Here is a 26,896-nt window from a genome sequence, read left to right as displayed (position 1 = left end):
CCTGTTTGTATTTGCGAAGTCTGGGTTGTCAGGCGTTACTGCCCGCAACACTTTTTAAATTTTTTACCTGAACCACAAGGGCAGGGATCGTTACGACCAAACTGTGGGCGCGTACCGTCAATATAATACCATTGCCCGCTTTCCTTTAAGAACCGGGAACGCTCGATAATGGCGCCAGGTTTATTGTTCTCGGTAAAGCGGGCGACAAAGCTGACAAAGCCTTCGTCGTCGTGACTGCCGGGTGACGATTCAAAGACGGTAAGTCCTAGCCATTGGGTATGCGTAAACCCGGCTTCGATCTCTTGTCTGAAGTCGGCGGCGTGGCAGGATGGGTGCCAGGTTTTTATCAGGTAGTCTGCGTCTTTGATCACAAAAGCAGTATACCGTGAACGCATGAGGTGTGACGGGTCCGGTGCAACCTGATTGCCAGAAAGATATCGCTGGCAACATAGGCTATACTCCAGAGCGCTACCACAGGGGCAGAGTTGAGACACGATTCTCTTCCTGGAATAAAAAATAAGGGCGTTAAACGCCTCGGGTAGCACTATGTTAACTGAGCTGTTGCGTTGACGCTATGTCAGGAATCCAGGGGAAGTAAAACAGGGCTAATGAGAAAGGTTAAAATTGGACTGGCGCTGGGCTCAGGTGCAGCCCGGGGATGGTCCCACATCGGCGTGATTAATGCCTTAAACAAGATGGGCGTTGACGTCGATATCGTTGCGGGATGTTCCATAGGATCGCTTGTCGGCTCCGCGTATGCGTGCGGCAAACTCCCGGAACTCGAAACCTGGGTACGTTCCTTCAGCTACTGGGACGTGCTTCGCCTGATGGATCTCTCCTGGCAACGCGGTGGACTGTTGCGCGGCGAACGCGTCTTTAACCAGTTCCGCCAGGTTATGCCTCTTCAGGACTTCACGGATTGTCAGATGCCTTTCGGTGCCGTCGCGACGAATCTCAGCACCGGACGCGAACTCTGGCTGACCGAAGGAGATATTCACCTTGCGGTGCGTGCCTCATGCAGCATTCCCGGGCTTATGGCACCTGTCCCCCATAACGGTTATTGGCTTGTCGACGGTGGCGTCGTTAATCCTGTTCCCATCTCTCTGACGCGTGCCATGGGGGCCGATATCGTTATTGCCGTGGATTTGCAGCACGATGCTCACCTGATGCAGCAAGACCTTTTGCCGGTCAATCTCCAGAGCGAAGATGCCGAAGGCGAAAAGCTTGCCTGGCACGCGCGTTTGCGTGGAAGGATTGGGCGTCTGGCCGCACGACGCTCGGTCGCCGCACCGACGGCGATGGAAATCATGACCACCTCTATTCAGGTTCTTGAGAATCGCCTTAAACGTAACCGTATGGCTGGCGATCCTCCGGATATTCTTATTCAGCCATACTGTCCACAAATCTCTACCCTTGATTTCCATCGGGCTGAGGCCGCCATCGCAGCGGGCTCATTAGCCGTCGAAAAGAAAATAGACGAGTTGCTGCCTTTTGTGCGAACAGCACGTTAAGCACCTTTTTTTGACTACTTCAGCAAAATCTGACAGGCGATAGTACCGATAGCATGCCACTATTTAGTAACTATCAGCCAGGGGAGGAACCATGACGCAGCCATTGGCCGGAAAACACATTTTGATTGTTGAAGACGAGCCCGTTTTCCGATCGCTACTGGATTCATGGTTATCCTCACTGGGCGCAAACACGTTACTGGCTGAAGATGGCATCGACGCGCTGGAAAAAATGACCAGCATTGCGCCCGATCTGATGATTTGCGATATCGCGATGCCGCGCATGAACGGACTGAAACTGGTTGAACATCTGCGTAACGAGGGTGACCAGATGCCCATTCTGGTGATCTCTGCGACAGAAAATATGGCGGATATCGCCAAAGCATTGCGCCTTGGCGTCCAGGATATCCTGCTTAAACCCGTTAAAGATCTGAACCGGTTACGTGAAACGGTATTAGCGTGCCTCTATCCGAATATGTTTAATTCCCGCGTTGAGGAAGAGGAACGTCTTTTCCAGGACTGGGACGCGCTGGTAAGTGATCCGCCTGCGGCAGCCAAACTGTTGCAAGAACTTCAGCCACCCGTTCAGCAGACTATTTCACACTGCCGCGTAAATTATCGCCAGCTGGTGGCGGCTGACCAGCCTGGGCTGGTGCTGGATATTGCGCCACTGTCTGACTCTGATCTCGCGTTTTATTCTCTGGACGTAACCCGTGCAGGGGATAATGGCGTATTAGCCGCGTTGTTACTTCGTGCGCTATTTAACTGTTTATTGCAGGAACAGTTATCGCATCAGGGACAACGGCTTCCTGAGTTAGGCAGTTTACTCAAACAGGTAAACCAGCTTTTTCGTCAGGCCAATTTACCGGGACAGTTCCCGCTGCTGGTGGGTTATTACCATAGCGGTTTAAAAAATCTTATCCTCGTTTCAGCAGGTCTGAATGCGTCACTGAATACGGGCGAACACCATATTCAGGTGAGTAACGGTGTACCGCTTGGAACACTGGGTACGGCGTATCTTAATCAAATTAGCCACCGTTGTTCCTCATGGCAGTGTCAAATTTGGGGGGCTGGGGGAAGACTACGCTTAATGTTGTCCACGGAATAAGCAACTGGAGCGTAATTTTAAGATTGCTTTACCTGTGTTTTCTTGGGAGTGCTACTATCGCAGCCCAGAATCATGCGTATTTGTCCTAATTGATCGGCAACGCGTTCTTTTCAGACCCGGACTGCAGGGCGAGGCTGATATACTCAACGCGTTATTTATTGCATAAAAGTTCAAAACTTGAACAGCTCAGGAGAATTTGAATGGCTGCCCTAAATTCGAAAGTCAGAAAGGCCGTCATCCCGGTAGCGGGATTGGGGACCAGGATGTTACCAGCAACTAAGGCGATTCCTAAAGAGATGTTGCCTCTGGTTGATAAGCCATTAATTCAGTATGTCGTCAATGAGTGTATCGCAGCCGGCATCACTGAAATTGTGCTGGTTACGCATTCATCAAAAAACTCTATCGAAAACCACTTCGATACAAGTTTTGAACTCGAAGCCATGCTGGAAAAACGTGTTAAGCGCCAGCTGTTAGAAGAAGTTCAGTCTATTTGCCCTCCGCACGTCACTATTATGCAGGTGCGTCAGGGGCTGGCTAAAGGCCTGGGTCACGCGGTGATGTGTGCACACCCGGTTGTCGGTGACGAGCCGGTAGCGGTTATTCTGCCTGACGTTATTCTGGATGAATACGAATCCGATCTTTCCCAGGACAACCTGGCAGAGATGATCAAGCGTTTCGATGAAACGGGTAGCAGCCAGATCATGGTTGAGCCTGTTGATGACGTGACGGCTTACGGCGTGGTTGACTGCAAAGGCGTTAACCTTGAACCAGGCGAAAGCGTACCCATGGTTGGCGTTGTAGAGAAGCCTAAAGCCGACGTAGCGCCTTCTAATCTGGCGGTTGTGGGTCGCTATGTCCTGAGTGCTGAAATCTGGCCTCTGCTGGCGAAAACGCCTCCAGGCGCAGGGGATGAAATCCAGCTGACCGATGCTATCGATATGCTGATCGAGAAAGAGACCGTTGAGGCTTACCATATGAAAGGTAAGAGCCATGACTGCGGTAATAAGCTCGGTTATATGCAGGCTTTCGTTGAATATGGCATTCGCCACAATTCACTGGGTGAAGAATTTAAAGCCTGGCTCAATGAGAGTATGGGTATTAAGAAATAACCCCCCGGTGTAAATGTCTGAAACCGGTGTGGCGTTGCCCACCGGTTTTTTTATGCCCATAAAACGCCCCGGGGTGCCTGATTGTAAGCATAGCTATATCGATGAATAACGCTTTATGACGTTGTGTAAGAGGATGTTTGCAATAAATTGCGGCCAAAAAAAATCCCGCCAGAAGCGGGATTTTTCTGAATTCGGCGTGATTAATCCTTGATCAGGAAGTCATCAAGCTGTTTACCTTGCTCATCCATAGCTTTCTTGATTACAGCAGGAGTGCGGCCCTGGCCAGTCCAGGTTTTAGTTTCGCCGTTCTCATCAACGTAGCTATATTTAGCAGGACGCGCAGCGCGTTTTGCTTTGGTACCGGTTTTAGCTGCAGCCATGCTGTTCAGCAATTCATTTGGATCGATACCATCAGCAATCAGCATTTCACGATATTGCTGCAGTTTACGAGTACGCTCTTCGATTTCAGCAGCAGCAGCGCTTTCTTCTTCGCGACGTTCATTAACTACAACTTCTAATTTTTCCAGCATTTCTTCGAGCGTTTCAAGGGTACATTCTCTTGCCTGCGCACGAAGAGTACGGATGTTGTTCAGAATTTTAAGTGCTTCGCTCATTGTAGTAATCTCAAACTTATAATGGGGGGTGGTTTGTTGTCCTAATAATAGAGCCATAAATTCAGTTGTGCAATAGCCAGGAATGTAAGGAATTCAAAAAATACTAAATAAAGCCGCTATTATTAATTACGCTAACTTAAATTTCCTCTTCGACTGTGTGTCGCTTGTTATCACGTTAACCTGCTTAACCCCGCCGATTGCATCTTTTTTTTGTGACATTTACCGCAGGAATTATAGTTTCGGCGGATAAATATCAGCCTTTTGTATTAGTTCCAGGCTGGGGTGTTAAGGCAGGAATAGTTAATAAATAGTGAATTTTAATGAACGCTGATGCCACTATAAAAAGAAGTGTTATGTTTGGCTCACCCTATAACATATTCACAAATGAGCTTATCTTTACTCTCTGTTTTAACGGATTATTTTCGCCAGAAGTAGCTGTTTTACACCTTTCAGCAAGGCATCTTCTGTGCGGCCTGTCGCGGAAGACCAGACAAAATATGGTACAATGAATCATCGGTAATATTACACATTGATTAGGGTTTTACGGCCAATGGCACAGCTTTATTTCTACTATTCGGCAATGAATGCCGGCAAATCTACCGCACTGCTGCAATCCTCATACAATTACCAGGAACGAGGGATGCGTACCGTTGTTTATACCGCTGAAATCGACGACCGCTTCGGTGCCGGAAAGGTGAGTTCAAGAATAGGCCTGTCTTCACCAGCCAGATTGTTTAACCCGCAAACTGACCTGCTGAATGACATCCGCGCTGCGCATGCGTCAGAGCCTATTCATTGCGTTCTGGTTGATGAGAGCCAGTTCCTGACGCGTGAACAGGTTCATGCGCTCTCCGAAGTGGTGGATGAGCTGGATATTCCCGTTCTGTGCTACGGACTGCGTACGGACTTTCGCGGGGAGCTGTTTGCCGGGAGCCAGTATCTGCTCGCCTGGTCAGATAAGCTCGTGGAACTGAAAACCATCTGCTTCTGCGGACGTAAAGCCAGCATGGTGCTTCGACTCGATCAGGCCGGAAAACCTTATGCAGATGGGGAGCAGGTGGTGATAGGCGGCAATGAACGCTATGTCTCGGTCTGTCGTAAGCATTATAAAGAAGCGCTGTCAGTCGGCTCTCTGACGGCGATTCAGCACGACAACAGAAAATAACCTCTTTGGTATTCAGACATAAAAAAACCCGCCTGGAAGGCGGGTTTTTTTCATCAGGCTGTCAGTTAAGCGCTTTTCTTCGCTTTCTTGTCAGCTTTAATGACAGGTGCTTCTGTTTTCACAGCAGCAACGTCACCTTCTTTGAACTCACGACCGTAGTAGGTATCCAGCAGAATCTGTTTCAGCTCGGAGATCAGTGGGTAGCGCGGGTTAGCACCAGTACACTGGTCATCGAATGCATCTTCAGACAGCTTGTCTACGTGAGCGAGGAAGTCAGCTTCCTGAACGCCTGCTTCACGGATAGATTTAGGAATACCCAGTTCAGCTTTCAAGCTTTCCAGCCATGCCAGCAGTTTCTCAATCTTCGCAGCAGTGCGGTCGCCCGGTGCGCTCAGACCAAGGTGGTCAGCGATTTCAGCATAACGACGGCGCGCTTGCGGACGGTCGTACTGGCTGAAAGCCGTCTGCTTGGTTGGGTTGTCGTTGGCGTTATAACGGATAACGTTGCTGATCAACAGGGCGTTCGCCAGACCGTGAGGAATGTGGAACTGTGAACCCAGTTTGTGCGCCATAGAGTGGCAAACACCCAGGAAGGCGTTCGCAAACGCGATACCGGCGATAGTGGCTGCACTGTGGACACGTTCGCGCGCTACAGGGTTCTTAGAACCTTCGTTGTAAGACGCTGGCAGGTTTTCTTTCAGCAGTTTCAGTGCCTGCAGAGCCTGACCGTCAGAGAACTCAGATGCCAGAACAGAAACGTAAGCTTCCAGAGCGTGAGTCACGGCATCCAGACCACCGAAGGCACACAGTGATTTCGGCATTTCCATAACCAGGTTGGCATCAACGATAGCCATATCTGGGGTCAGGGCGTAGTCAGCCAGTGGGTATTTCTGACCGGTTGCATCGTCAGTTACTACTGCAAATGGCGTAACTTCTGAACCCGTACCGGAAGTGGTGGTGACGGCGATCATTTTCGCTTTCACGCCCATTTTCGGGAACTTGTAGATACGTTTACGGATGTCCATAAAGCGCAGCGCCAGTTCTTCGAAGTGGGTTTCTGGATGTTCGTACATAACCCACATAATTTTCGCGGCATCCATTGGGGAACCACCACCCAGAGCGATAATCACATCTGGTTTGAAGGAGTTCGCCAGTTCAGCACCTTTACGCACCACGCTCAGTGTTGGGTCAGCTTCAACTTCAAAGAACACTTCAGTTTCAACGCCAGACGCTTTCAGAACAGAGGTGATCTGGTCAGCGTAGCCGTTGTTGAACAGGAAACGGTCAGTCACGATGAGCGCACGCTTGTGGCCATCAGTAATCACTTCATCCAGCGCGATTGGCAGAGAGCCACGGCGGAAGTAGATAGATTTCGGAAGTTTGTGCCACAACATGTTTTCAGCTCGCTTAGCAACGGTTTTCTTGTTGATCAGGTGTTTCGGACCAACGTTTTCAGAGATGGAGTTACCACCCCAGGAACCACAACCCAGAGTCAGGGAAGGTGCGAGTTTGAAGTTGTACAGGTCACCGATACCACCCTGAGAAGCAGGGGTGTTAATCAGGATACGGGCAGTTTTCATCATCTGACCGAAATGAGCAACACGCTCAGGCTGGTTATCCTGGTCGGTGTACAGGCAAGAGGTGTGACCGATACCGCCCATGGCAACCAATTTCTCAGCTTTCTCTACCGCGTCTTCGAAATCTTTCGCACGGTACATGGCAAGCGTAGGAGACAGTTTTTCGTGAGCAAACGGCTCGCTTTCGTCGACAACTTTTACTTCACCGATCAGGATCTTGGTGGTTGCCGGAACGGTAAAGCCTGCGAGTTCAGCAATTTTATAGGCGGGTTGACCTACGATAGCGGCGTTCAGCGCGCCATTTTTCAGAATGATGTCCTGAACCGCTTTCAGCTCTTTACCCTGCAGCAGGTAGCCGCCGTGGCTGGCGAAACGCTCGCGTACTGCGTCGTATACGGAATCAACCACAACAACAGACTGTTCAGATGCACAGATAACGCCGTTATCGAAGGTTTTAGACATCAGTACGGAAGCAACGGCACGTTTGATATCAGCAGTTTCGTCGATAACAACAGGGGTGTTACCCGCGCCCACACCGATGGCAGGTTTACCGGAGCTGTATGCAGCTTTAACCATGCCAGGACCACCGGTCGCCAGGATCAGGTTAATGTCAGGATGGTGCATCAGTGCGTTGGACAGCTCAACGGAAGGTTGGTCGATCCAGCCAATCAGATCTTTTGGTGCGCCTGCGGCAATCGCAGCCTGCAGAACGATATCTGCTGCCTTGTTGGTCGCATCTTTTGCACGTGGATGTGGAGAGAAGATAATTGCGTTACGCGTCTTCAGGCTGATCAGAGATTTGAAGATAGCCGTTGAAGTTGGGTTAGTCGTTGGAACAATACCGCAGATAATACCGATAGGTTCAGCGATGGTGATCGTGCCGAAGGTGTCGTCTTCAGACAGCACGCCACAGGTTTTCTCATCTTTATAGGCGTTGTAGATATACTCTGAAGCAAAGTGGTTTTTGATCACTTTATCTTCAACGATACCCATGCCAGATTCGGCAACGGCCATTTTAGCGAGAGGGATTCGAGCATCTGCAGCAGCCAGAGCGGCAGCGCGGAAGATTTTATCAACCTGTTCTTGGGTGAAATTGGCATATTCACGCTGGGCTTTTTTAACGCGCTCGACGAGGGCGTTCAGTTCAGCGATATTAGTAACAGCCATAATGCTCTCCTGATAATGTTTAAACTCTTTTAGTAAACCAGCGCTCGATACGTCAGACAGTATAGACAGTGCCAATACGACTTGCGTTACATAAAGTAAAACAATGGGTTACTTTATGCTCCAGCACACTAATTTACTAAAAGAGCCTTACCTTAGCATCATCCCTTTTTGACAGGTGACCTTCCTGGGGGGCGTAATCAAGATTACTCACTTCTGAGTACGGAAATCATGATCTGCGTCAATTTCTCCCCAAGCTGATACCTTTCAGCAGGGTTATTTCATGGATATTTTTCCACTGTTAATTAATTAAGTAACTATTGGAAGTGGCGACATCAATGATTCAACATATGTTTAACATTCTGAAATGCTAACGTTTTGGCACAGATTTCTGGTGAAGTATGCTAATAAAAAGCGTATCTTCAGCGCGATTTTTCATGACAACGTTGTCAGTCCCGGGCATGTGCAAAGGCGGAGCAAAACGTGATCCAAACGCTCTTTGATTTTCCAACGTATTTCAAATTTTTTATCGGTTTGTTTGCCCTGGTTAACCCGGTGGGTATCATTCCTGTCTTTATTAGTATGACCAGTTACCAGACGGCGGCGGCCCGGAACAAAACCAATCTCACCGCTAACCTGTCTGTGGCGATCATCTTGCTCACCTCGCTTTTCCTGGGGGATGCCATTCTCCAGGTCTTCGGTATCTCCATCGACTCCTTCCGCATTGCGGGTGGGATCCTGGTGGTGACCATCGCCATGTCGATGATCAGCGGTAAGCTGGGCGAGGACAAACAGAACAAGCAGGAGAAGTCAGAAACCGCGATACGCGAAAGTATCGGCGTGGTTCCGCTGGCGTTACCCTTGATGGCAGGGCCTGGTGCCATCAGTTCAACCATTGTCTGGGGTACGCGTTACCATAGCCTCATGCACCTGATTGGTTTTTCTGTCGCCATTGCTGTTTTCGCGCTCTGCTGCTGGGGGGTATTTCGTATGGCGCCCTGGCTGGTTCGCTTGCTGGGACAGACGGGGATTAACGTCATCACCCGTATCATGGGGTTGTTGTTGATGGCGTTAGGGATCGAATTCATTGTCACCGGTATTAAAAGCATTTTCCCCGGCTTGCTACACTAATATTTCGAATGAAAGAACGGAGCTACGGCTCCGTTTTTTTTACGTGAATATCAGCAAATCATATAACTAAAGTTGAAATGCTCACATATCATAATAAATTCTACTAATAATGTTCATTTCTTTTATTTCAAAGGGTTATGAATTTCGCACAATCCCGCCTGCACAGAAAATCTTCGAACGCTCTGTTATTTTACTCACACGATACTCTGGGGCTTGCTGAGAGATAACCGAAATGTTATTAGTAATTTCAACTTTCCCTTAGAGGAATGTGCTAAATAATGATCAGTTGTTAAATTTTTGTACAAAATCACTCAAAAGTAGCGCAGCGACGCGCGAGTAGAGGAAGTTTTCTCTACCTTATTGAATACCCGGTGTTTTTACCGGCTTTCGATGTCTGGCAGGGCTGCCCCCAACGACACGACGTACTTCGTAAAAGAGAATTGCTTAACAAATTTGCAAAATGTATTGGCGCGCGTTTACGCCATTTGATACTTTCCGGCCTATTATTTTGCAGCATAAAACAATCAGATGAGAATTATTTTCATATAGCTCTCTTCTCAGATATCCAGCTCAGGTCTCAAACAGGGGAGGCCTGTGAAGAATCGACGCAAGACGGCCATACGAGCAGTCAGTAATAAAAAAGTCGGTGATAGCAAGCAGTAAAAGAAGAACCTGACAGCAGCAAAAAAAACTCCTGCGCTGTACAGGCCCCAACAGGGGAATAGACAGCTGGCGAAAGCCAGTAATTATAATGAGTGGAGTACCAACACAATGTCCATCATCACAAAAAAAAATCTGGTAGCGGCGGGGATGTTAACTGCGCTAATCGCGGGCAATGCTGCAATGGCTGCGGACGTTCCTGCAGGAGTACAACTGGCGGAAAAACAGACGCTGGTGCGTAACAACGGTGCGGAAGTTCAGTCTCTTGACCCGCACAAAATTGAAGGTGTTCCTGAGTCAAACGTTAACCGTGACCTGTTCGAAGGTCTACTGGTGACTGACGTTGACGGCCACCCGGCACCGGGTGTGGCAGAAAAGTGGGAAAATAAAGATTTTAAAGTCTGGACCTTCCATCTGCGTAAAGATGCCAAATGGTCCGACGGTACGCCGGTTACCGCCGAAGATTTCGTGTATAGCTGGCAGCGCCTGGCGAATCCAAATACCGCCTCTCCGTATGCGAGCTATCTGCAATATGGCCACATCGCCAATATCGATGACATCATCGCCGGTAAAAAGCCGGTCACCGACCTGGGCGTGAAAGCGATCGATGCCAATACCTTTGAAGTGACGTTGAGCGAACCTGTTCCGTACTTCTATAAGTTGCTGGTTCACCCATCCGTTTCCCCGGTACCAAAATCCGCTGTGGAAAAATTTGGTGAAAAATGGACGCAACCTGCCAATATCGTGACCAACGGTGCCTATAAGCTGAAAGACTGGGTGGTCAACGAACGTATGGTCCTGGAGCGTAACCCGCAATACTGGGATAACGCGAAGACCGTGATTAATCAGGTCACCTACCTGCCAATCTCTTCTGAAGTAACGGATGTTAACCGCTACCGTAGCGGTGAAATCGACATGACCTATAACAACATGCCGATTGAACTGTTCCAGAAGCTGAAAAAAGAGATCCCGAAAGAAGTTCACGTCGACCCATACCTGTGCACCTATTACTACGAAATCAACAACCAGAAAGCACCGTTCACCGACGTACGCGTTCGTACTGCGCTGAAGCTGGCACTGGATCGCGATATTATCGTGAACAAAGTGAAAAACCAGGGCGATCTCCCGGCGTACAGCTACACCCCTCCTTATACCGATGGAATGAAACTGGTTGAGCCTGAATGGTTCAAGTGGTCACAGGAAAAACGTAACGAAGAAGCGAAAAAGCTGCTGGCTGAAGCGGGCTACACTGCCGATAAGCCATTAACGTTTAACCTGCTTTACAACACGTCAGATCTGCATAAAAAACTGGCTATCGCCGTCGCGTCTATCTGGAAGAAAAACCTGGGCGTCAACGTTAAGCTGGAAAACCAGGAGTGGAAAACCTTCCTCGATACGCGTCATCAGGGGACCTTCGACGTGGCGCGTGCAGGCTGGTGTGCGGACTATAACGAACCGACCTCATTCCTGAACACGATGCTCAGCGACAGTTCAAACAACACTGCGCACTATAAGAGCCCGGCGTTCGACAAGATCATCGCTGATACGCTGAAAGTGTCTGACGATGCGCAACGCGCAGAATTGTACGCGAAATCTGAAGAGCAGCTCGATAAAGACTCTGCAATCGTACCGGTTTACTACTACGTTAACGCCCGTCTGGTGAAACCGTGGGTAGGGGGTTATACCGGTAAAGACCCGTTGGATAATATTTCCGTTAAGAATCTTTATATTATCAAGCATTAATGGCAATACGTGGGGTGAGCCTGGCTTGCCCCACTGTGTCTACTTTGTAACATTCATCAGGCACACGCCAGAAGGTACGGGCAATGTTGAAATTTATCCTGCGTCGCTGTCTAGAAGCGATACCAACGTTATTTATTCTAATTACGATTTCCTTCTTTATGATGCGTCTCGCACCGGGAAGTCCATTTACCGGTGAACGTACGCTGCCGCCGGAAGTTATGGCGAATATCGAGGCGAAGTATCACTTAAACGATCCCATCACTACCCAATACTTCAATTATTTGAAGCAGCTGGCGCACGGTGATTTTGGACCGTCATTTAAATATAAAGACTATTCCGTAAACGACCTGGTGGCCTCCAGCTTTCCGGTTTCGGCAAAACTGGGTGCTGCGGCATTCATTCTGGCCGTCGTTCTCGGGGTCACCGCAGGCGTTATCGCCGCGCTCAGACAAAATACCAAATGGGATTATGCCGTAATGGGGGTGGCAATGACCGGGGTAGTGATACCCAGCTTCGTTGTCGCGCCATTACTGGTGATGATATTTGCCATTACGCTGAAGTGGCTGCCTGGCGGCGGCTGGAACGGCGGGGCTCTGAAGTTCATGATTTTGCCAATGGTGGCATTATCTCTGGCCTATATCGCCAGTATCGCGCGTATCACCCGTGGTTCTATGATCGAAGTGCTGCATTCGAACTTCATCCGCACCGCGCGCGCGAAAGGGCTGCCGATGCGCCGGATTATCTTCCGCCACGCGCTCAAACCGGCGCTGCTGCCGGTGCTCTCCTATATGGGGCCTGCATTCGTTGGGATCATCACGGGCTCGATGGTTATCGAAACCATCTACGGCCTGCCGGGCATTGGTCAGCTGTTCGTTAACGGCGCGCTCAACCGCGACTATTCGCTGGTACTGAGCCTGACGATCCTCGTTGGTGCGCTCACCATTCTCTTTAACGCGATCGTTGATGTGCTGTATGCCGTCATCGACCCGAAAATCCGTTACTAACTGGAGCACGCCATGATGTTGAGTAAGAAAAACAGCGAGGCGCTGGAAAACTTCAGTGAAAAACTGGAAGTGGAAGGTCGTAGTCTCTGGCAGGATGCACGCCGTCGCTTTATGCACAACCGTGCCGCCGTCGCCAGTCTGGTGGTTCTGGTGATCATCGCGCTGTTTGTGACCCTGGCACCGATGCTGTCGCAATTTACCTATTTCGATACGGACTGGGGCATGATGTCCAGCGCGCCGGATATGGAATCCGGTCACTATTTCGGGACCGACTCATCCGGCCGTGATCTGCTGGTGCGCGTCGCGATTGGGGGGCGTATCTCGTTGATGGTCGGTATCGCCGCCGCGCTGGTGGCGGTAATTCTGGGTACGCTCTACGGCTCACTTTCCGGCTACCTTGGCGGCAAAGTGGACTCAGTGATGATGCGTTTGCTGGAAATCCTGAACTCCTTCCCGTTTATGTTCTTCGTCATTCTGCTGGTGACCTTCTTCGGCCAGAACATTCTGTTGATTTTCGTGGCCATCGGGATGGTTTCCTGGCTGGATATGGCGCGTATCGTACGCGGCCAGACGCTAAGCCTGAAACGTAAAGAATTTATCGAAGCCGCGCAGGTTGGTGGCGTATCTACCCGAAATATCGTGGTTCGCCATATTGTTCCTAACGTGCTGGGGGTGGTTGTGGTCTATGCCTCACTGCTGGTGCCAAGCATGATCCTGTTTGAATCCTTCCTCAGCTTCCTGGGGCTGGGTACGCAGGAACCACTGAGCAGCTGGGGCGCACTGTTGAGCGATGGTGCAAACTCGATGGAAGTATCACCGTGGCTGTTGCTCTACCCGGCGGGTTTCCTGGTGGTCACACTGTTTTGTTTCAACTTTATCGGCGATGGCCTGCGTGATGCCCTCGACCCGAAAGACCGTTAAGGAGCGCCGTCATGACAATTATTGAAACGGCCACTGCGCCACAGGCGCAACAGCAGAGCAATCTTCTGCTGGACGTAAAAGACCTCCGTGTGACCTTTAAAACCCCTGACGGGGATGTTACCGCCGTCAACGATCTCAACTTCAACCTGAGCGCGGGTGAAACGCTGGGGATTGTCGGTGAATCCGGCTCCGGAAAATCCCAGACCGCCTTTGCGTTGATGGGCCTGCTGGCATCTAACGGTGTGATTGGCGGTTCCGCAAAATTCAATGGTCGCGAAATCCTCAACCTGCCGGAGCACGAGCTGAACAAGCTGCGTGCCGAGCAGATCTCGATGATTTTCCAGGACCCGATGACCTCGCTGAACCCGTATATGCGCGTCGGTGAGCAGCTGATGGAAGTTCTGATGCTGCATAAAGGTCTGGGGAAAGCGGAAGCGTTTGAGGAATCCGTCAAAATGCTGGATGCGGTAAAAATGCCGGAAGCGCGTAAGCGCATGCGCATGTTCCCGCACGAATTCTCCGGCGGTATGCGTCAGCGCGTGATGATTGCTATGGCGCTGCTGTGCCGGCCAAAACTGCTGATTGCCGATGAACCGACTACCGCACTGGACGTTACCGTTCAGGCGCAAATCATGACTCTGCTGAACGAGCTTAAGCGTGAGTTCAACACGGCGATTATCATGATTACCCACGATCTGGGTGTTGTTGCCGGTATCTGTGACAAAGTACTGGTGATGTATGCCGGTCGTACGATGGAATACGGCAAAGCGCGTGACGTGTTCTATCAGCCTGCCCATCCATACTCCATTGGCCTGCTGAACGCGGTGCCGCGGCTTGATGCGGAAGGGGAATCCCTGCTCACCATTCCGGGCAACCCGCCAAACCTGCTGCGTCTGCCAAAAGGCTGTCCGTTCCAGCCGCGCTGTCCGCATGCGATGGAAATCTGCAACAGCGCGCCGCCGCTGGAAGCATTTGCACCAGGCCGTCTGCGCGCCTGCTTTAAGCCGCAGGAGGAACTGGTATGAACGCATTAGATGAAAAACGCAATGTGCTGCTCGAAATCGCTGACCTTAAGGTGCATTTCGACATTAAGGACGGTAAACAGTGGTTCTGGCAGCCGCCGAAAACCCTGAAAGCGGTGGATGGCGTCACCCTGCGTCTGTACGAGGGGGAGACCCTGGGGGTCGTGGGCGAGTCCGGCTGTGGGAAATCCACTTTCGCACGTGCCATAATAGGCCTGGTCAAAGCTACCGACGGAAAAGTGGCGTGGCTGGGTAAAGACCTTCTGGGGATGAAGCCCGACGAGTGGCGCGACGTGCGAAGCGACATCCAGATGATTTTCCAGGATCCGCTGGCATCACTTAACCCGCGTATGACCATCGGAGAGATTATTGCCGAGCCGCTGCGCACCTATCATCCTAAGATGCCGCGTCAGGAAGTCCGTGACCGCGTAAAGGCGATGATGCTGAAAGTGGGGCTGTTGCCTAACCTCATTAACCGTTATCCGCACGAATTCTCCGGCGGTCAGTGTCAGCGAATTGGTATTGCGCGTGCGCTGATCCTTGAGCCGAAGCTGATTATCTGTGATGAACCGGTTTCCGCGCTGGACGTTTCCATTCAGGCGCAGGTGGTTAACCTGCTGCAGAAGCTGCAGCGCGAGATGGGGCTGTCGCTGATCTTCATTGCGCACGATCTGGCCGTCGTAAAACACATTTCTGACCGCGTGCTGGTGATGTATCTGGGTCATGCCGTGGAGCTGGGCACGTATGATGAGGTGTACCACAATCCGCTGCACCCTTACACCAAAGCACTGATGTCTGCAGTACCCATCCCCGATCCCGATCTGGAGAAAAATAAAACGATCCAGCTTCTGGAAGGAGAATTGCCTTCACCGATTAATCCGCCGTCAGGTTGCGTGTTCCGTACGCGCTGCCCGATGGCCGGGCCGGAATGTGCGAAAACACGACCGGTTCTGGAAGGCAGTTTCCGACATGCGGTTTCCTGCCTTAAAGTAGACCCGTTATAATCGCAAGGGCTGACATGATGTCAGCCCTTATTTATTGCGAGGTTACCGTGTCGCGTTTATTCACTTCAGCCCGTCGACGGCTCTATCATCTTTTATTCGATCCAGAAACGGTATCGGGACGCCGTTTTGAGGGACTCTGCGCGCTGTTTGCGTTACTTAGCGTCATTGTCATCTTTATTGAATCCGGTGTCGGGACACAATATCACCTGACTTTTGATGAATGGCATGCCTTTGTCTGGCTTGAACTGGCGATCACCCTGGTCTTTACCGCTGAGTATATTCTGCGGGTCGTTTGCTGGCCCAATCCGGCAAAGTACGAATTCAGCTTCTGGGGTTTTATCGATTTAGCGACTATCCTGCCGCTCTATGTCATGTGGCTATGGCCAGAAATCAGTCTCAACTATGTTTTCGCCTGGCGCGCCATGCGCGTGATTCGCGTATTGCGAATTCTTAAATTGCTGCGTTTTATGCCGTCGCTGCGCGTATTCTGGAGTGCCATCGTTAGCGCACGACATCAGCTTATTCTGTTTTACTCATTTATTGCCATTGTGATGATTGTTTTCGGCGCGCTGATGTATTTGATAGAAGGGCCCAAATACGGCTTCACAACGCTCAACGCCTCCGTCTACTGGGCCATCGTGACCGTGACGACCGTGGGGTACGGTGATATCACACCCCATACGCCGCTGGGGCGCATAGTGGCATCCGTGCTCATTCTGATTGGGTATTCGGTGATTGCTATCCCGACGGGGTTAATTACCACGCACATGAGCAGTGCATTTCAAAGCCATAAAGCGCAGCGTAAATGTCCGCGCTGTCATCAGGGTGAGCATGAGCAGAGCGCGCGGTTTTGCAACCGATGTGGGAGCGAGTTACCGAAGTAAATAAAAAAGGCTGCCATCGCAGCCTTTTTTATTATTCGCGCCAGAGAATGTGGCACAGCTTGTGGTCTTTCTCCCGGCAGAGCAGAACGCGAGCGAAAATGTCGTTAATTTCCCCACCATCTTCGTCAGCCAGCCCAATCACCACTTCGGCAAAGAAGTCAGGATTCAGGTCGAAATCCACATGTTCAGCCCAGTCTTCTGCAGGGTCGAACAATTCGGCACCGCCGCGCTCTTCGAACTGCAGATTAAAGAGGATCACGTCCGCGGGATCGAGGTTATCAACCGCCAGTTCGAGAAAAATGTCATAGGCCTGCTCGAGCGTTTCGTCTTCGGTCAGGCGATTGTTCAGATCCATTTCCATGATGACTACCTGTTTAACATCGTTGGGCACGTTTTACAGCAACGGACTAAAGAAGTAAAACAGTCGTTCAGCTATTCTCTGCCACAGCGGTCGTTTTACCCACAGCCTGGCATCCAGCAGCCGCGAGCGGGAGATATAATCATCCTGCACCGCCGCCAGGTCACCGCCAAATCCGGCGTCATCAATCACCAGGGTGATTTCAAAGTTCAGCCACAGGCTGCGCATATCGAGGTTTACCGTGCCCACCAGGCTTAACTCACCGTCGACAAGCACGCTCTTGGTGTGCAGCAGCCCGCCTTCAAACTGGTATATTTTCACCCCGGCGGCCAGCAGTTCGCTAAAGAAGGCGCGGCTGGCCCAGCCCACCAGAAGCGAGTCATTTTTGCGGGGCAAAATGATACTCACATCGACACCGCGCTGCGCTGCGGTACAGATCGCGTGCAGCAGGTCATCGCTGGGGACGAAGTAGGGCGTCGTCATGATCAAATATTCACGCGCTGAGTAGGTAGCCGTCAGCAGCGCCTGATGAATTAAGTCCTCCGGGAATCCCGGCCCGGAGGCAATGGTATGAATAGTATGACCGCTGGCCTCTTCAAACGGCATGATGTTGCCATCTGGCGGTGGGGGCAGAATACGCTTGCCGGTCTCTATCTCCCAGTCGCATGAGTACACGATTCCCATCGAGGTGGCAATCGGCCCCTCCATTCGTGCCATCAGATCCACCCATTGCCCGACGCCGGAGTCCTGTTTAAAGAAGCGCGGGTCAACCATGTTCATACTGCCGGTGTAGGCAATATAATTATCAATCATGATCATTTTACGGTGCTGGCGTAGGTCCATCCGGCGCAGAAAGACGCGCAGGAGATTTACCTTCAGCGCCTCAACCACTTCGATACCGGCATTACGCATCATGCCTGCCCAGGGGCTGCGGAAAAACGCCACGCTGCCTGCGGAGTCCAGCATCAGACGGCAGTGGATCCCCCGACGCGCGGCCGCCATCAGGGATTCAGCGACCTGGTCGGCCATGCCGCCGGGCTGCCAGATATAGAACACCATCTCAATGTTATGGCGAGCAAGCTGGATATCGCGGATCAACGCCTGCATCACGTCATCGGAGGAGGTCAGAAGCTGGAGCTGGTTCCCCTTAACGCCGCCAATCCCCTGACGCCGTTCGCAGAGCTTAAACAGCGAGGAGGCTACGCTGCTGTTCTCCTCGGCAAAGATATGTTTGCAGGCTTTAAGATCGTTAAGCCACTTCGCGGTGGAAGGCCACATGGCACGCGCCCGCTCGGCCCGGCGTTTACCCAGATGAAGCTCACCGAAAGAGAGATAGGCAATAATTCCCACCAGCGGGAGGATGTAAATGATCAGAAGCCAGGCCATGGCAGAGGGTACGGCTCTGCGCTTCATCAGGATGCGTAATGTCACACCCGCGATTAACAGCCAGTATCCCAAAATGACCAGCCAACTCACCACGGTGTAGAAGGTTGTCATGGTTAAAAAATCCTTTTGAAAGCGTATTGTTATGAGTGTACGCATCAGGATTCATCTGGCAAATAAAAACGCCAGGTAAAAGCGCTGGTTTGCTGCCGGGTTGGGTTTATAATGGCGGCTCTGTTTGAGAAAGAGTTGTAGACATGAAGCGCAGTAGAACAGAAGTAGGGCGCTGGCGCATGTTGCGACAGGTGAGTCGTCGTAAGGCTCGTTGGCTGGAAGCACAATCCCGCCGCAATATGCGTATCCACGCCATCAGAAAATGTGGATTGAACAGGCACCGCAACGCGTTGCTGTTCGCCGTCCAGGATATCTGAAAACCCTGAGGGCACCGCAAGGTGCCCGCTGATTTTATAGTGTCTTATTTAGAGAATATCGTTATTGCTGCGATATTCCGGTGATGTTTAGCAAAAGGAGGGAGAGGTGTTTGCGGAGTTTGGCGTACTGAATTTCTGGACGTATGTTGTTGGCGCATTTTTTATTGTGCTGGTGCCGGGCCCGAATACCCTGTTTGTGTTGAAGACCGGGATCGGTCACGGCGTTAAAAAAGGATATCTTGCCGCCACAGGTGTGTTTATCGGCGATGCGGTTCTGATGTTTCTCGCCTGGGCCGGTGTCGCGGCTTTAATCCAGACCACGCCTGTACTGTTTAATATCGTACGTTATCTGGGTGCTTTCTATTTACTCTGGCTGGGCGGCAAAATGCTCTGGTCGGTGATTAACCGTCAGAATCATGCTCATGAGAGCGGAACTGAACCTGCCAGTATGATCATGAAACGCGCCCTGGTACTGAGCCTGACGAATCCAAAAGCGATTTTGTTCTACGTTTCGTTCTTTGTGCAGTTTATTGACGTGAATGCACAAAATACCGGGACCTCTTTTCTGATCCTCGCCACCACGCTTGAGTTGATTAGCTTTATGTACATGAGCTTCCTGATCTTCTCCGGTGCGTTTGTCACGCGTTATCTGAAAACCAAAAAGAAACTGGCAAAGCTGGGGAACGGGCTGATAGGGCTGCTGTTTGTCGGGTTTGCGGCGCGGTTAGCGTCACTGCATTGATGTGAAGAAAGGCTCCTGAGGGAGCCTTAGTTATATCAGAACACTTTCTTATACGGTCGCACCGTCACCTTCGCATACACGCCCGCCGCAACGTACGGGTCTGCGTCAGCCCAGGCCTGCGCCGCTTCCAGAGATTCAAACTCTGCAATAACCGTGGAGCCAGAAAAACCGGCTGCACCCGGGTCGTTGCTGTCGACAGCAGGCATTGGGCCAGCGGTCACCAAACGACCTTCATCCTGTAGCAGCTGTAAGCGTGCCAGGTGAGCAGGGCGGACAGACTGGCGTTTCTCAAGTGAATCAGCGACATCTTCAGAGTAAATCACGTAAAGCACGGTGAAGCTCCTTAAGCGTTTTAAAGTGTCAGTTACGTTATGTGAAAGGGCAACTGACTGCAATGTAAAGATAAAAACAATGTTAATACCCTGATCTGAATGCCCCTTTTTTGGCCACATTGACGCTTAAATTGCGCCAGAACAAAGTGTCTTATTGAATATGATTGCTATTTGCATTTAAAATCAGGGTTCGATTTTTTAACGTTGATGACTATGACTTCGATGACCCTTGATTTACCTCGCCGCTTTCCCTGGCCGACGCTGCTCTCCGTCGTGATTCACGGTGCTGTCGTGGCGGGTTTGCTCTATACCTCGGTTCATCAGGTTATTGAAATGCCCGCACCCGCGCAGCCGATTTCGGTGACCATGGTATCGCCTGCGGATCTCGAGCCGCCGCAGGTCGCACCGCCACCGCCACCGCCACAGCCGGTTGCTGAACCGGAGCCAGAGCCCGAGCCTGTTCCGGCGCCACCGAAGGAAGCCCCGGTGGTGATCCATAAACCTGAACCGAAGCCCAAACCTAAGCCGAAGCCAAAGCCGGTGAAGAAGGTCGAGGAGCGTCCGAAACGCGAAGAACGTCCGGTTGAGCCACGCGCGACCCAGACGGTTGAGAATGCCGCACCTTCACGTCCGGTAATGAACAACTCCGCACCGGCGCCAAAACCAACGGTTGCCGCGCCAGCGGGCCCGCGAGCACTGAGCCGAAACCAGCCTCAGTATCCGGCGCGAGCGCAGGCTTTACGTATTGAAGGCCGCGTGCGGGTGAAATTTGACGTTACCGCAGATGGCCGCGTTGATAACGTGCAAATCTTGTCCGCTCAGCCTTCTAATATGTTTGAACGCGAAGTGAAATCGGCGATGCGCAGATGGCGCTACGAAGCCGGTAAACCGGGTAGCGGACTGATCGTGAACATTGTCTTCCGCCTGAACGGCGGGGCGCAGATGGAATAAAAAAAGCCTCCGGATGGAGGCTTTTTTGTCAGATAATCAGGCCTGCGGAAGCTGACGAGGTTTACCCTCGCTATCCACTGCCACATAAATAAACAGTGCTTCAGTAGCTTTATAGCGCTGTCCAATCGGTTCTGAAGAGACCTTCTTCACCCAGACTTCAATGTTGATAGAGATGGAGGTATTGCCGCGTTTGACGCAGCGCGCGTAACAGCACACCACGTCACCTACCGCCACCGGGCGCAGGAAGGTCATCCCATCGACCCTCACTGTTACCACGCGTCCGTGAGCTATCTCTTTTGCCAGAATTGCGCCGCCCATATCCATTTGCGACATCAGCCAGCCGCCAAAAATATCGCCATTGGCATTAGTGTCAGCGGGCATTGCCAGTGTGCGTAAAACCAGTTCGCCCTGAGGGGCGTTAGTTGTTGTCATTGTTTTAACTCGTAACGGAAGACTTCAGGCGGGATGCTACTATGATTTCACAGCGGAGAGAATAGACCAGAACGCCTGTCGAACACGTTCTGGTCAACCAGCAGTTAGTGCTTATCGTCCTGCGGCATATGGCGATAGATGTAAACGCCGCTGAGCAGGGTGAAAATCAGCGTCAGGGCGGTCAGGCCGAAGACCTTAAAGTTGACCCAAATATTTTGCGGCAACCAGAAGGCAATGTAGATATTGGCAAGACCGCAAAGAATAAAGAACACCGCCCAGGCAATATTCAGTCGGGACCAGACCTGCTGCGGCAGCGTCAGCTCTTTACCCAGCATGCGCTGGATAAGCGGTTTTTTCATAACCCACTGGCTGATTAACAATGCGCCTGCAAACAGCGCGTATATCACCGTGACTTTCCACTTGATGAATTCATCATTGTGGAAGAACAGGGTCAGCCCGCCGAAAACAGCGACCAGCACGAACGTGACCAGCGCCATTTTTTCGACTTTACGGTAACGTACCCAGCTGTAGATCAGCACAACCGCGGTCGCGATAATCAGCGCAGTGGTCGCAGCATAGATGTCATACAGCTTATAAAACGCGAAAAAGACCACGAGCGGTAAAAAATCAAGAAACTGCTTCATTCTGTGATTCCATCTTCTCTGTTGAGCCGGGAAGCGGGTCATGCTCCCGGCATCAGGATTACTGACGAATTAACATATACAGGCGGAACAGATAGACCAGCAGTACCGCTGAAATCAGGTTGCTCAGCGTATTCGCGACTACCGCGCCAACATTAGGCGTTAAAACCGCAAAATTCGGCGCAAACAGGAGCAGAAGCGTTTTCGCCAGCAGCCAGCCGATCACGGCAGGGGCTACCAGACGCATATTCGCCCATGCGAGCCTGATACTGCTGCGCATTGCGGTAAAAATACCCATTTTGTCCTGCACGATTATGATCGGGGCAAAAGAGAGCACGATAGCCAGCAACACGCCCGGCACCACGACCAGCATAATCCCCATCTGAACCAGCAGGGTGGTTAAGAAGATCAGGATAAACAGCTTCGGCAAAACGGGGGCACTGGCACCAATCGCCCGTAAGGCACTGACCCGATGGCCCGCTGACACCAGCTGAATCATCAGGAGAACGCCGCCCGCCAGAATCGCATTACCAATGAGACCAGAGAACGTCGATGCGGCTGAAGCCCGCAGCAGGATTTGCTGCTGCTCTGGCGTCATGTTTTGCACCAGTTCAAACAACCCGACGCTTCCTGCCAGATTGTCACCCTGGCTCAGGCTGGCAATCTGTTCATCACTCGGTGAGAAGGCATGGCCCAGCACCACAGTGATAAAGGCGCAAAGCAACGCGATCAGTAAAAAAGTTATGAACTGATTGCGGAAAAAGTTTCCCGTGTCACGGTAGACAGACTTCGCCGTGATAGACATGCACTCTCCTTGAGTATTGCAGGTGTTAATTAGCCGGCAATTGTACACCGGATGCACCTGCTGTGGCAGCATCAAGGCTTGTATGGAAAAGCATATCTTTGTAAAGCGGCGGTAATCCGACCCGTGCGCGGGCGCGATTACAGGCGTCGTTGACCTGCCCGTCTTCCCCTGACATAGCAAATTCCCGGCAGGGGCTGGGGCGATCCTCATAGATGGAACACCGGGTTGAGACCCCGGGTTCACCCTGAAGCGCGACGCAGCGAGCCTGTTTTTGGTTCGTGCCGCGCATACAGCGCAGAAAAGGGGTTAACGGCTCAGTGAGATGAACCGGAACGGTACCGCCGCCATCGATGGCCTCGGCCCAGTAGAAAGAGACTCGAAAATACGCACAACAGGCTCCGCACGTCATGCACGGGTTAACTTCACTCATGGCACACCTGCAAAAAAGAACGCATCAAATCAATTTGTGAGAGCGATAAATTAGCCAGCCGCCTGAGGAAGAGCAAGAGGGGGAAAAGAGAAAATTTTGTAACTGTGAAATGCCAAAAATTGACATGGAAACAACTTAATGTTTTTCAAAGTGCCACAAAAAATTAACCCAGATCAATGAATGTTAACTTACTGGTTTTAATGTGATCTGTGGCAGATCACTTATTACTCTTTTGTGAGTATATTCTCACCCGCTATTAAAACCACAACGATGGAGCGGATATGAAAAAATTAGCGGTGGCAGCCCTTGTATTAAGCAGTCTCTCTGGCGGCGCGTATGCGCACGAAGCAGGTGAATTCTTTATTCGTGCCGGTTCGGCCACGGTTCGCCCAACAGAGGGCTCTGATAACGTGCTGGGTATGGGCGGTTTTAACGTCAGTAATAACACCCAGTTAGGCTTAACGTTTACTTATATGGCGACGGATAACATTGGTGTCGAGCTTCTGGCGGCAACGCCGTTCCGCCATCGCGTGGGTCTCGGCCCGACCGGTGATATCGCCACCGTTCACCATTTACCGCCAACGCTGATGGCGCAATGGTACTTTGGCGATGCCAGCAGCAAGGTGCGTCCGTATATTGGCGCCGGTGTAAACTACACCACCTTCTTTGATGAGAAGTTTAACGATACCGGTAAAGCGGCCGGTCTGACGGACCTCAGCCTTAAAGATTCATGGGGTATGGCGGGGCAGGTCGGTCTGGATTATCTGATTAACCGCGACTGGCTGATCAACGCCTCAGTCTGGTACATGGACATTGATACAGACGTACGCTTTAAAGCGGGCGGTGAGCAGCAAAGTATCAATACTCGCCTCGATCCGTGGGTGTTTATGTTCTCTGCAGGTTATCGCTTCTAATCCCCCCTCAAACTGGCCACCAGGTGGCCAGTTTGTTTTTGCAGCCTTCAAAACGATGGATAAACCGGCCGCTCGTCAAGTTTTACGCAGTGCCTGAGTTTCGTTTCCCCATCATATAAATAGCTAAATGCGTCGCTGGACACCGAATGAAAAAGAATATCGCCATTAGCAAACGGGATCATTTCGGTGTCACCCGCGCGCTTGTGCCCTGCGCCAGTTTCAAACTGGCCGCGCCACCGTTCCTGCGTATGGTCGTAAACGTGCAGAATAACCTCGACAAGTCCTCTTTCCGGACAGTCAAGGCGGAGGAAGGTTGAAGAGAAATTCAGGGATAGCACGTGAAAGGGAATCAATAAGGCGAAAACCACTAAAGCTCGTAAATACATCAAACTGCGAAAACCTCCTTCAAAATGGATATGAGATTTTACTTAAGTCAGATGCGGCGGCTTTGCCCTCGATCAAGAGGTCTTATAATTCAATGCGATAAAGGCCTCTGACGAGGCCTGAACGTTCATTTTTGAATCAAATAGCGGATTGTTGGCCCGTCCTGCTGAATATCCAGCACTGTGTAGCCATGGTTTTTAGCATCCAGAGGAATGTTGTTAATGGATTGCGGGCAGTCGCTCACCACCTCCAGAATTTCCCCTTTTTTGAGCTGCGGTAGCGCTTCAAGGGTAGCCACTGCCGGATAAGGGCAGGGTTCGCCGATCATATCCAGTCGATAGTCAGGCACGATCTCTTTCATGCAGCGTTCTCCTGCGTTTCAGGTTTAGCGGTGGTGCGACGGAAGAAACGTTTCTCCTGCGCGACAACCAGTAAAAAAGCGACCAGCAGCAAGGCATAGGTTACCAGCAGGCCGCCGAGCGGACCGAAGGTGCTCAACAGATTGACCTTATCCCAGTTTGTTGCGAGTACAGGTGAGACATCATCCCAGTAGTACGCCAGAATGGTTGAACCAATGACATTACCAAGGCCGACCCACCAGTAATGCACCTGGCCTTCGACGGCGCGATACATCCAGCCGGTTTCACACCCGCCCGCCAGCACAATTCCGAAGCCAAACAGCAGGCCACCAATCACCGCGTTAGGACCGGCCCACATGATTTTCGGTTCAACACCGAGTTGTACATAGCTGAAAATGCCGATGGCGCTCACCGCCATACCGGCAATGATCGCTTTTGCCATCATGGTTCGTCCGGTGATCCACATATCGCGAAACGCGGAGGTAAAGCAGATCTGCGCGCGTTCGATCAGCAGACCGAACCCTACGCCGAACAACATCGCCAGGCCGAGTTTCGGTTGATTCAGCGCTGTGCAGATTGCCCACGCGATCATGGCAAAAAAGACCAGCATACCGAGGCGAAAACGGCGTTTCGCCTGGTCCGGCTTCTGGGTCAGCGGCGACGCCGCGCTAACTTTGGTCATTTTTACCGGAATACGGAACAGCGGCAGCAGGGTGAATTTTGCACCGAAGTAAGAGCCAATCGCGGTGGCGACGGCAAAGAACCAGGCATGCAGTGAAAATTGCGGAATACCCGTGAAGAACGCGGCAAGGTTACAGCCCATCGCCAGGCGAGCACCAAATCCGGCAATAATCCCGCCGACGACCGCCTGCATAATGCGGATGCGGCTTTTGGGCATGCGCAACTTGACGTTATTTGCCCACAGCGCCGCTGCGAAACAGCCGCCGAACATCCCGATGATCATCATTCCGTCGATGCGGGTAAGCGGAGTACCGTCAAGGTGAATGAGTTTAAAGTAGCCCCACTCTTCGGCATGCACGCCAGCGAGTTGCAGAAGTTGACCACCCCAGCGGGTAAACTCGCCGGTCACGGCCCAGAAGGTACCGGTAATGCCGAAATAATAAGTAGAGAGAATGCCTGCCGCGATAACGGCCGGAACAGGTGACCAGAACTTAACTAAATAAGTCTGTTTGAAGTATTGCCATGACATGAGTAAGCCTCTGAACTCAGAAGGTGTATTTGGATTTAACGGGCCGGAATATATAACTTTTTGGCTTACTGTAAAACCTCTCCAAACCTACTCTCCGGGATAGCGTCTTTTTTTATGACCTCCGTCATTAAATCTTCCGGTTATTTCCCGGCAATCACACCCCCGGCTGCAAAATATTCATTCCTTTCGCGGAGCCTTACTCAGAATGCGAGAGCGGCAGACATCCAGAATTTCGTCAGCCAGCGCGGAATTATCCGGGCAGGCACGGGACAACACCAGAGCCCCGACAAGATGTGCAAAGGTGTTTATCAGGTCAGCACGTGAGACATTTTCGTCGCTTAACATTGCCAGCTGACGTTCAACCCCGGCTGCAAATATCTCTTTGATGGACTCGGACTGGCGTGCGGTGTCCGTGCCCAGGGCAGACATCACGCAACCTCCGGCCATATCATCGCGATGCTGCCGGGAGAGGTAATATTCAATGAACTTTTCTCGATCTACACCCGCCAGGTTTTCCGCGGCATGCACAAACCCGCAATTCATGGCCTCTGACATCAGGTCGGCCTTCGAACCAAAGTGCTTATAAAACCCGCCGTGGGTTAAACCCGCAGCAGACATCAGCTCCGCCACGCCCACGCCGTCATAGCCGCGTTCACGAAAAAGTTCGGATGCCGTTTCAACTATGCGCATCCGGTTCTCCCGGACCTGCTCTTTTGACACTTTCATGCTGCCCACCCCCTATAAAACAAGGCTCAATTATACATTGATGATGATCATAATCAAAGCAGTTGACTTTATAGATTATGATCATCATCATTAAATTCGTGTCTCCGACAGCGCTTCGCAGAGAAAGGCACGCTCTGTCAGTCTGGCTGAGATCAGCAAAGAGAGCCGGATATCTCCCGGATTT

The 26,896-nt window shown here is 51.4% G+C and carries 29 protein-coding genes; 16 read left to right on the top strand and 13 right to left on the bottom strand.

Features of this window, described 5'->3' with window-relative positions; genetic code table 11:
* Window positions 1-35: 35 nt before the first annotated feature.
* A complete protein-coding gene (locus ACOTYN_RS18145) occupies window positions 36-494 on the bottom strand; it encodes a YchJ family protein (protein ID WP_023330576.1) in 459 nt (152 codons plus the stop codon).
* 114 nt (window positions 495-608) lie between these two features.
* Between ACOTYN_RS18145 and rssA the strand changes: the two genes are divergently transcribed.
* The 3 genes from rssA (at window position 609) to galU (ending at window position 3,725) form a co-directional block, all read left to right on the top strand.
* A complete protein-coding gene (rssA, locus tag ACOTYN_RS18140; protein ID WP_318586926.1) occupies window positions 609-1,511 on the top strand; it encodes a patatin-like phospholipase RssA in 903 nt (300 codons plus the stop codon).
* Window positions 1,512-1,602: 91 nt separating this feature from the next.
* A complete protein-coding gene (gene rssB / locus ACOTYN_RS18135; RefSeq protein WP_332958370.1) occupies window positions 1,603-2,616 on the top strand; it encodes a two-component system response regulator RssB in 1,014 nt (337 codons plus the stop codon).
* A gap of 200 nt (window positions 2,617-2,816) precedes the next feature.
* Window positions 2,817-3,725, top strand: a complete 909-nt coding sequence (gene galU, locus ACOTYN_RS18130) for a UTP--glucose-1-phosphate uridylyltransferase GalU (RefSeq protein ID WP_014884167.1) — start codon at window positions 2,817-2,819, stop codon at window positions 3,723-3,725.
* A 200-nt stretch (window positions 3,726-3,925) separates the two neighbouring features.
* Here galU and hns read toward each other — a convergent pair whose 3' ends face one another.
* A complete protein-coding gene (gene hns, locus ACOTYN_RS18125) occupies window positions 3,926-4,339 on the bottom strand; it encodes a histone-like nucleoid-structuring protein H-NS (RefSeq protein ID WP_008502781.1) in 414 nt (137 codons plus the stop codon).
* A 550-nt stretch (window positions 4,340-4,889) separates the two neighbouring features.
* On the opposite strand from hns, the gene tdk reads away from it, so the two are divergent.
* A complete protein-coding gene (tdk, locus tag ACOTYN_RS18120; protein WP_023330574.1) occupies window positions 4,890-5,504 on the top strand; it encodes a thymidine kinase in 615 nt (204 codons plus the stop codon).
* A gap of 65 nt (window positions 5,505-5,569) precedes the next feature.
* On the opposite strand, the gene adhE is transcribed toward tdk, so the two are convergent.
* Window positions 5,570-8,248, bottom strand: a complete 2,679-nt coding sequence (adhE, locus tag ACOTYN_RS18115; RefSeq protein ID WP_023330573.1) for a bifunctional acetaldehyde-CoA/alcohol dehydrogenase — start codon at window positions 8,246-8,248, stop codon at window positions 5,570-5,572.
* A gap of 480 nt (window positions 8,249-8,728) precedes the next feature.
* Here adhE and ACOTYN_RS18110 point away from each other — a divergent pair, with 480 nt between their 5' ends.
* From ACOTYN_RS18110 to ACOTYN_RS18080, 7 genes are all read left to right on the top strand, one after another.
* The gene (locus ACOTYN_RS18110) at window positions 8,729-9,376 is read left to right on the top strand and encodes a YchE family NAAT transporter (protein ID WP_014884164.1); all 648 of its coding nucleotides are present in this window, start codon (window positions 8,729-8,731) and stop codon (window positions 9,374-9,376) included.
* A 771-nt stretch (window positions 9,377-10,147) separates the two neighbouring features.
* Entirely contained in the window at window positions 10,148-11,779 is a 1,632-nt protein-coding gene (gene oppA, locus ACOTYN_RS18105; protein ID WP_332958367.1) for an oligopeptide ABC transporter substrate-binding protein OppA, read from the top strand.
* Between the two features lie 83 nt (window positions 11,780-11,862).
* Window positions 11,863-12,783, top strand: a complete 921-nt coding sequence (oppB, locus tag ACOTYN_RS18100) for an oligopeptide ABC transporter permease OppB (protein WP_014884162.1) — start codon at window positions 11,863-11,865, stop codon at window positions 12,781-12,783.
* A 12-nt stretch (window positions 12,784-12,795) separates the two neighbouring features.
* Complete coding sequence (gene oppC, locus ACOTYN_RS18095) at window positions 12,796-13,704, top strand: oligopeptide ABC transporter permease OppC (protein ID WP_014884161.1); 909 nt, start codon at window positions 12,796-12,798, stop codon at window positions 13,702-13,704.
* 11 nt (window positions 13,705-13,715) lie between these two features.
* Window positions 13,716-14,729, top strand: coding sequence for an ABC transporter ATP-binding protein (locus ACOTYN_RS18090; RefSeq protein WP_014884160.1), 1,014 nt, complete (start codon window positions 13,716-13,718; stop codon window positions 14,727-14,729).
* Window positions 14,726-15,730 carry a murein tripeptide/oligopeptide ABC transporter ATP-binding protein OppF gene (gene oppF / locus ACOTYN_RS18085; protein WP_014884159.1) on the top strand — a complete coding sequence of 335 codons (1,005 nt, stop codon included), beginning with the start codon at window positions 14,726-14,728 and terminating at the stop codon, window positions 15,728-15,730. Before ACOTYN_RS18090 ends, oppF begins: the two co-directional genes overlap by 4 nt.
* A 14-nt stretch (window positions 15,731-15,744) precedes the next feature.
* Window positions 15,745-16,614 (top strand): ion transporter, encoded by an 870-nt coding sequence (locus tag ACOTYN_RS18080; protein ID WP_416173946.1) that lies wholly within the window; start codon window positions 15,745-15,747, stop codon window positions 16,612-16,614.
* 31 nt (window positions 16,615-16,645) lie between these two features.
* On the opposite strand, the gene ACOTYN_RS18075 is transcribed toward ACOTYN_RS18080, so the two are convergent.
* On the bottom strand, window positions 16,646-16,975 hold the full coding sequence (locus tag ACOTYN_RS18075; RefSeq protein ID WP_003856748.1) for an HI1450 family dsDNA-mimic protein: 330 nt from the start codon (window positions 16,973-16,975) through the stop codon (window positions 16,646-16,648).
* A gap of 33 nt (window positions 16,976-17,008) precedes the next feature.
* Complete coding sequence (gene cls / locus ACOTYN_RS18070; RefSeq protein WP_008502791.1) at window positions 17,009-18,469, bottom strand: cardiolipin synthase; 1,461 nt, start codon at window positions 18,467-18,469, stop codon at window positions 17,009-17,011.
* Between the two features lie 143 nt (window positions 18,470-18,612).
* Between cls and ACOTYN_RS18065 the strand changes: the two genes are divergently transcribed.
* Together ACOTYN_RS18065 and leuE are read left to right on the top strand one after the other, a co-directional pair.
* Window positions 18,613-18,786, top strand: coding sequence for a YciY family protein (locus ACOTYN_RS18065; RefSeq protein ID WP_017384232.1), 174 nt, complete (start codon window positions 18,613-18,615; stop codon window positions 18,784-18,786).
* Between the two features lie 106 nt (window positions 18,787-18,892).
* Window positions 18,893-19,528 carry a leucine efflux protein LeuE gene (leuE, locus tag ACOTYN_RS18060; RefSeq protein ID WP_014884157.1) on the top strand — a complete coding sequence of 212 codons (636 nt, stop codon included), beginning with the start codon at window positions 18,893-18,895 and terminating at the stop codon, window positions 19,526-19,528.
* Between the two features lie 35 nt (window positions 19,529-19,563).
* On the opposite strand, the gene ACOTYN_RS18055 is transcribed toward leuE, so the two are convergent.
* Window positions 19,564-19,860 (bottom strand): YciI family protein, encoded by a 297-nt coding sequence (locus ACOTYN_RS18055; protein WP_045281228.1) that lies wholly within the window; start codon window positions 19,858-19,860, stop codon window positions 19,564-19,566.
* 222 nt (window positions 19,861-20,082) lie between these two features.
* On the opposite strand from ACOTYN_RS18055, the gene tonB reads away from it, so the two are divergent.
* Window positions 20,083-20,811 carry a TonB system transport protein TonB gene (gene tonB / locus ACOTYN_RS18050; RefSeq protein WP_014884119.1) on the top strand — a complete coding sequence of 243 codons (729 nt, stop codon included), beginning with the start codon at window positions 20,083-20,085 and terminating at the stop codon, window positions 20,809-20,811.
* Window positions 20,812-20,847: 36 nt separating this feature from the next.
* On the opposite strand, the gene yciA is transcribed toward tonB, so the two are convergent.
* From yciA to ACOTYN_RS18030, 4 genes are all read right to left on the bottom strand, one after another.
* Window positions 20,848-21,243, bottom strand: a complete 396-nt coding sequence (gene yciA / locus ACOTYN_RS18045; protein WP_008502796.1) for an acyl-CoA thioester hydrolase YciA — start codon at window positions 21,241-21,243, stop codon at window positions 20,848-20,850.
* A gap of 104 nt (window positions 21,244-21,347) precedes the next feature.
* Window positions 21,348-21,887, bottom strand: a complete 540-nt coding sequence (locus ACOTYN_RS18040; RefSeq protein WP_014884118.1) for a septation protein A — start codon at window positions 21,885-21,887, stop codon at window positions 21,348-21,350.
* 58 nt (window positions 21,888-21,945) lie between these two features.
* Complete coding sequence (locus tag ACOTYN_RS18035; protein ID WP_045269024.1) at window positions 21,946-22,689, bottom strand: YciC family protein; 744 nt, start codon at window positions 22,687-22,689, stop codon at window positions 21,946-21,948.
* Between the two features lie 25 nt (window positions 22,690-22,714).
* Entirely contained in the window at window positions 22,715-23,119 is a 405-nt protein-coding gene (locus ACOTYN_RS18030; RefSeq protein ID WP_032636276.1) for a YkgJ family cysteine cluster protein, read from the bottom strand.
* A 281-nt stretch (window positions 23,120-23,400) separates the two neighbouring features.
* Here ACOTYN_RS18030 and ompW point away from each other — a divergent pair, with 281 nt between their 5' ends.
* Window positions 23,401-24,033, top strand: a complete 633-nt coding sequence (ompW, locus tag ACOTYN_RS18025) for an outer membrane protein OmpW (protein ID WP_045269025.1) — start codon at window positions 23,401-23,403, stop codon at window positions 24,031-24,033.
* Window positions 24,034-24,179: 146 nt separating this feature from the next.
* Complete coding sequence (locus ACOTYN_RS18020; RefSeq protein WP_165766462.1) at window positions 24,180-24,350, top strand: hypothetical protein; 171 nt, start codon at window positions 24,180-24,182, stop codon at window positions 24,348-24,350.
* A gap of 194 nt (window positions 24,351-24,544) precedes the next feature.
* Here the strand turns inward: ACOTYN_RS18020 and yedF are convergent, their stop codons facing one another.
* From yedF to ACOTYN_RS18005, 3 genes are all read right to left on the bottom strand, one after another.
* A complete protein-coding gene (yedF, locus tag ACOTYN_RS18015; RefSeq protein ID WP_014884113.1) occupies window positions 24,545-24,778 on the bottom strand; it encodes a sulfurtransferase-like selenium metabolism protein YedF in 234 nt (77 codons plus the stop codon).
* Entirely contained in the window at window positions 24,775-25,986 is a 1,212-nt protein-coding gene (gene yedE, locus ACOTYN_RS18010; protein ID WP_023338394.1) for a selenium metabolism membrane protein YedE/FdhT, read from the bottom strand. The genes yedF and yedE overlap by 4 nt, the downstream gene beginning before the upstream one ends.
* 177 nt (window positions 25,987-26,163) lie before the next feature.
* A complete protein-coding gene (locus tag ACOTYN_RS18005) occupies window positions 26,164-26,712 on the bottom strand; it encodes a TetR/AcrR family transcriptional regulator (protein ID WP_071922164.1) in 549 nt (182 codons plus the stop codon).
* Window positions 26,713-26,896: the final 184 nt, after the last annotated feature.

The organism is Enterobacter cloacae complex sp. IR5458 (assembly GCF_049238025.1).
Lineage (GTDB): Bacteria > Pseudomonadota > Gammaproteobacteria > Enterobacterales > Enterobacteriaceae > Enterobacter > Enterobacter kobei.
The sequence above is the reverse complement of the archived record's forward strand: the minus strand, read 5'-3'. Positions and strand labels throughout refer to the sequence as shown.

Coding starts and splice junctions, on each gene's coding strand:
- rssA (WP_318586926.1), top strand. CDS start 609: ATGAGAAAGGTTAAAATTGGACTGGCGCTGGGCTCAGGTGCAGCCCGG.
- rssB (WP_332958370.1), top strand. CDS start 1,603: ATGACGCAGCCATTGGCCGGAAAACACATTTTGATTGTTGAAGACGAG.
- galU (WP_014884167.1), top strand. CDS start 2,817: ATGGCTGCCCTAAATTCGAAAGTCAGAAAGGCCGTCATCCCGGTAGCG.
- hns (WP_008502781.1), bottom strand. CDS start 4,339: ATGAGCGAAGCACTTAAAATTCTGAACAACATCCGTACTCTTCGTGCG.
- tdk (WP_023330574.1), top strand. CDS start 4,890: ATGGCACAGCTTTATTTCTACTATTCGGCAATGAATGCCGGCAAATCT.
- adhE (WP_023330573.1), bottom strand. CDS start 8,248: ATGGCTGTTACTAATATCGCTGAACTGAACGCCCTCGTCGAGCGCGTT.
- oppA (WP_332958367.1), top strand. CDS start 10,148: ATGTCCATCATCACAAAAAAAAATCTGGTAGCGGCGGGGATGTTAACT.
- oppB (WP_014884162.1), top strand. CDS start 11,863: ATGTTGAAATTTATCCTGCGTCGCTGTCTAGAAGCGATACCAACGTTA.
- oppC (WP_014884161.1), top strand. CDS start 12,796: ATGATGTTGAGTAAGAAAAACAGCGAGGCGCTGGAAAACTTCAGTGAA.
- ACOTYN_RS18090 (WP_014884160.1), top strand. CDS start 13,716: ATGACAATTATTGAAACGGCCACTGCGCCACAGGCGCAACAGCAGAGC.
- oppF (WP_014884159.1), top strand. CDS start 14,726: ATGAACGCATTAGATGAAAAACGCAATGTGCTGCTCGAAATCGCTGAC.
- ACOTYN_RS18080 (WP_416173946.1), top strand. CDS start 15,745: ATGATGTCAGCCCTTATTTATTGCGAGGTTACCGTGTCGCGTTTATTC.
- ACOTYN_RS18075 (WP_003856748.1), bottom strand. CDS start 16,975: ATGGAAATGGATCTGAACAATCGCCTGACCGAAGACGAAACGCTCGAG.
- cls (WP_008502791.1), bottom strand. CDS start 18,469: ATGACAACCTTCTACACCGTGGTGAGTTGGCTGGTCATTTTGGGATAC.
- ACOTYN_RS18065 (WP_017384232.1), top strand. CDS start 18,613: ATGAAGCGCAGTAGAACAGAAGTAGGGCGCTGGCGCATGTTGCGACAG.
- tonB (WP_014884119.1), top strand. CDS start 20,083: ATGACCCTTGATTTACCTCGCCGCTTTCCCTGGCCGACGCTGCTCTCC.
- yciA (WP_008502796.1), bottom strand. CDS start 21,243: ATGACAACAACTAACGCCCCTCAGGGCGAACTGGTTTTACGCACACTG.
- ACOTYN_RS18040 (WP_014884118.1), bottom strand. CDS start 21,887: ATGAAGCAGTTTCTTGATTTTTTACCGCTCGTGGTCTTTTTCGCGTTT.
- ACOTYN_RS18035 (WP_045269024.1), bottom strand. CDS start 22,689: ATGTCTATCACGGCGAAGTCTGTCTACCGTGACACGGGAAACTTTTTC.
- ACOTYN_RS18030 (WP_032636276.1), bottom strand. CDS start 23,119: ATGAGTGAAGTTAACCCGTGCATGACGTGCGGAGCCTGTTGTGCGTAT.
- ompW (WP_045269025.1), top strand. CDS start 23,401: ATGAAAAAATTAGCGGTGGCAGCCCTTGTATTAAGCAGTCTCTCTGGC.
- ACOTYN_RS18020 (WP_165766462.1), top strand. CDS start 24,180: ATGAAAAAGAATATCGCCATTAGCAAACGGGATCATTTCGGTGTCACC.
- yedF (WP_014884113.1), bottom strand. CDS start 24,778: ATGAAAGAGATCGTGCCTGACTATCGACTGGATATGATCGGCGAACCC.
- yedE (WP_023338394.1), bottom strand. CDS start 25,986: ATGTCATGGCAATACTTCAAACAGACTTATTTAGTTAAGTTCTGGTCA.
- ACOTYN_RS18005 (WP_071922164.1), bottom strand. CDS start 26,712: ATGAAAGTGTCAAAAGAGCAGGTCCGGGAGAACCGGATGCGCATAGTT.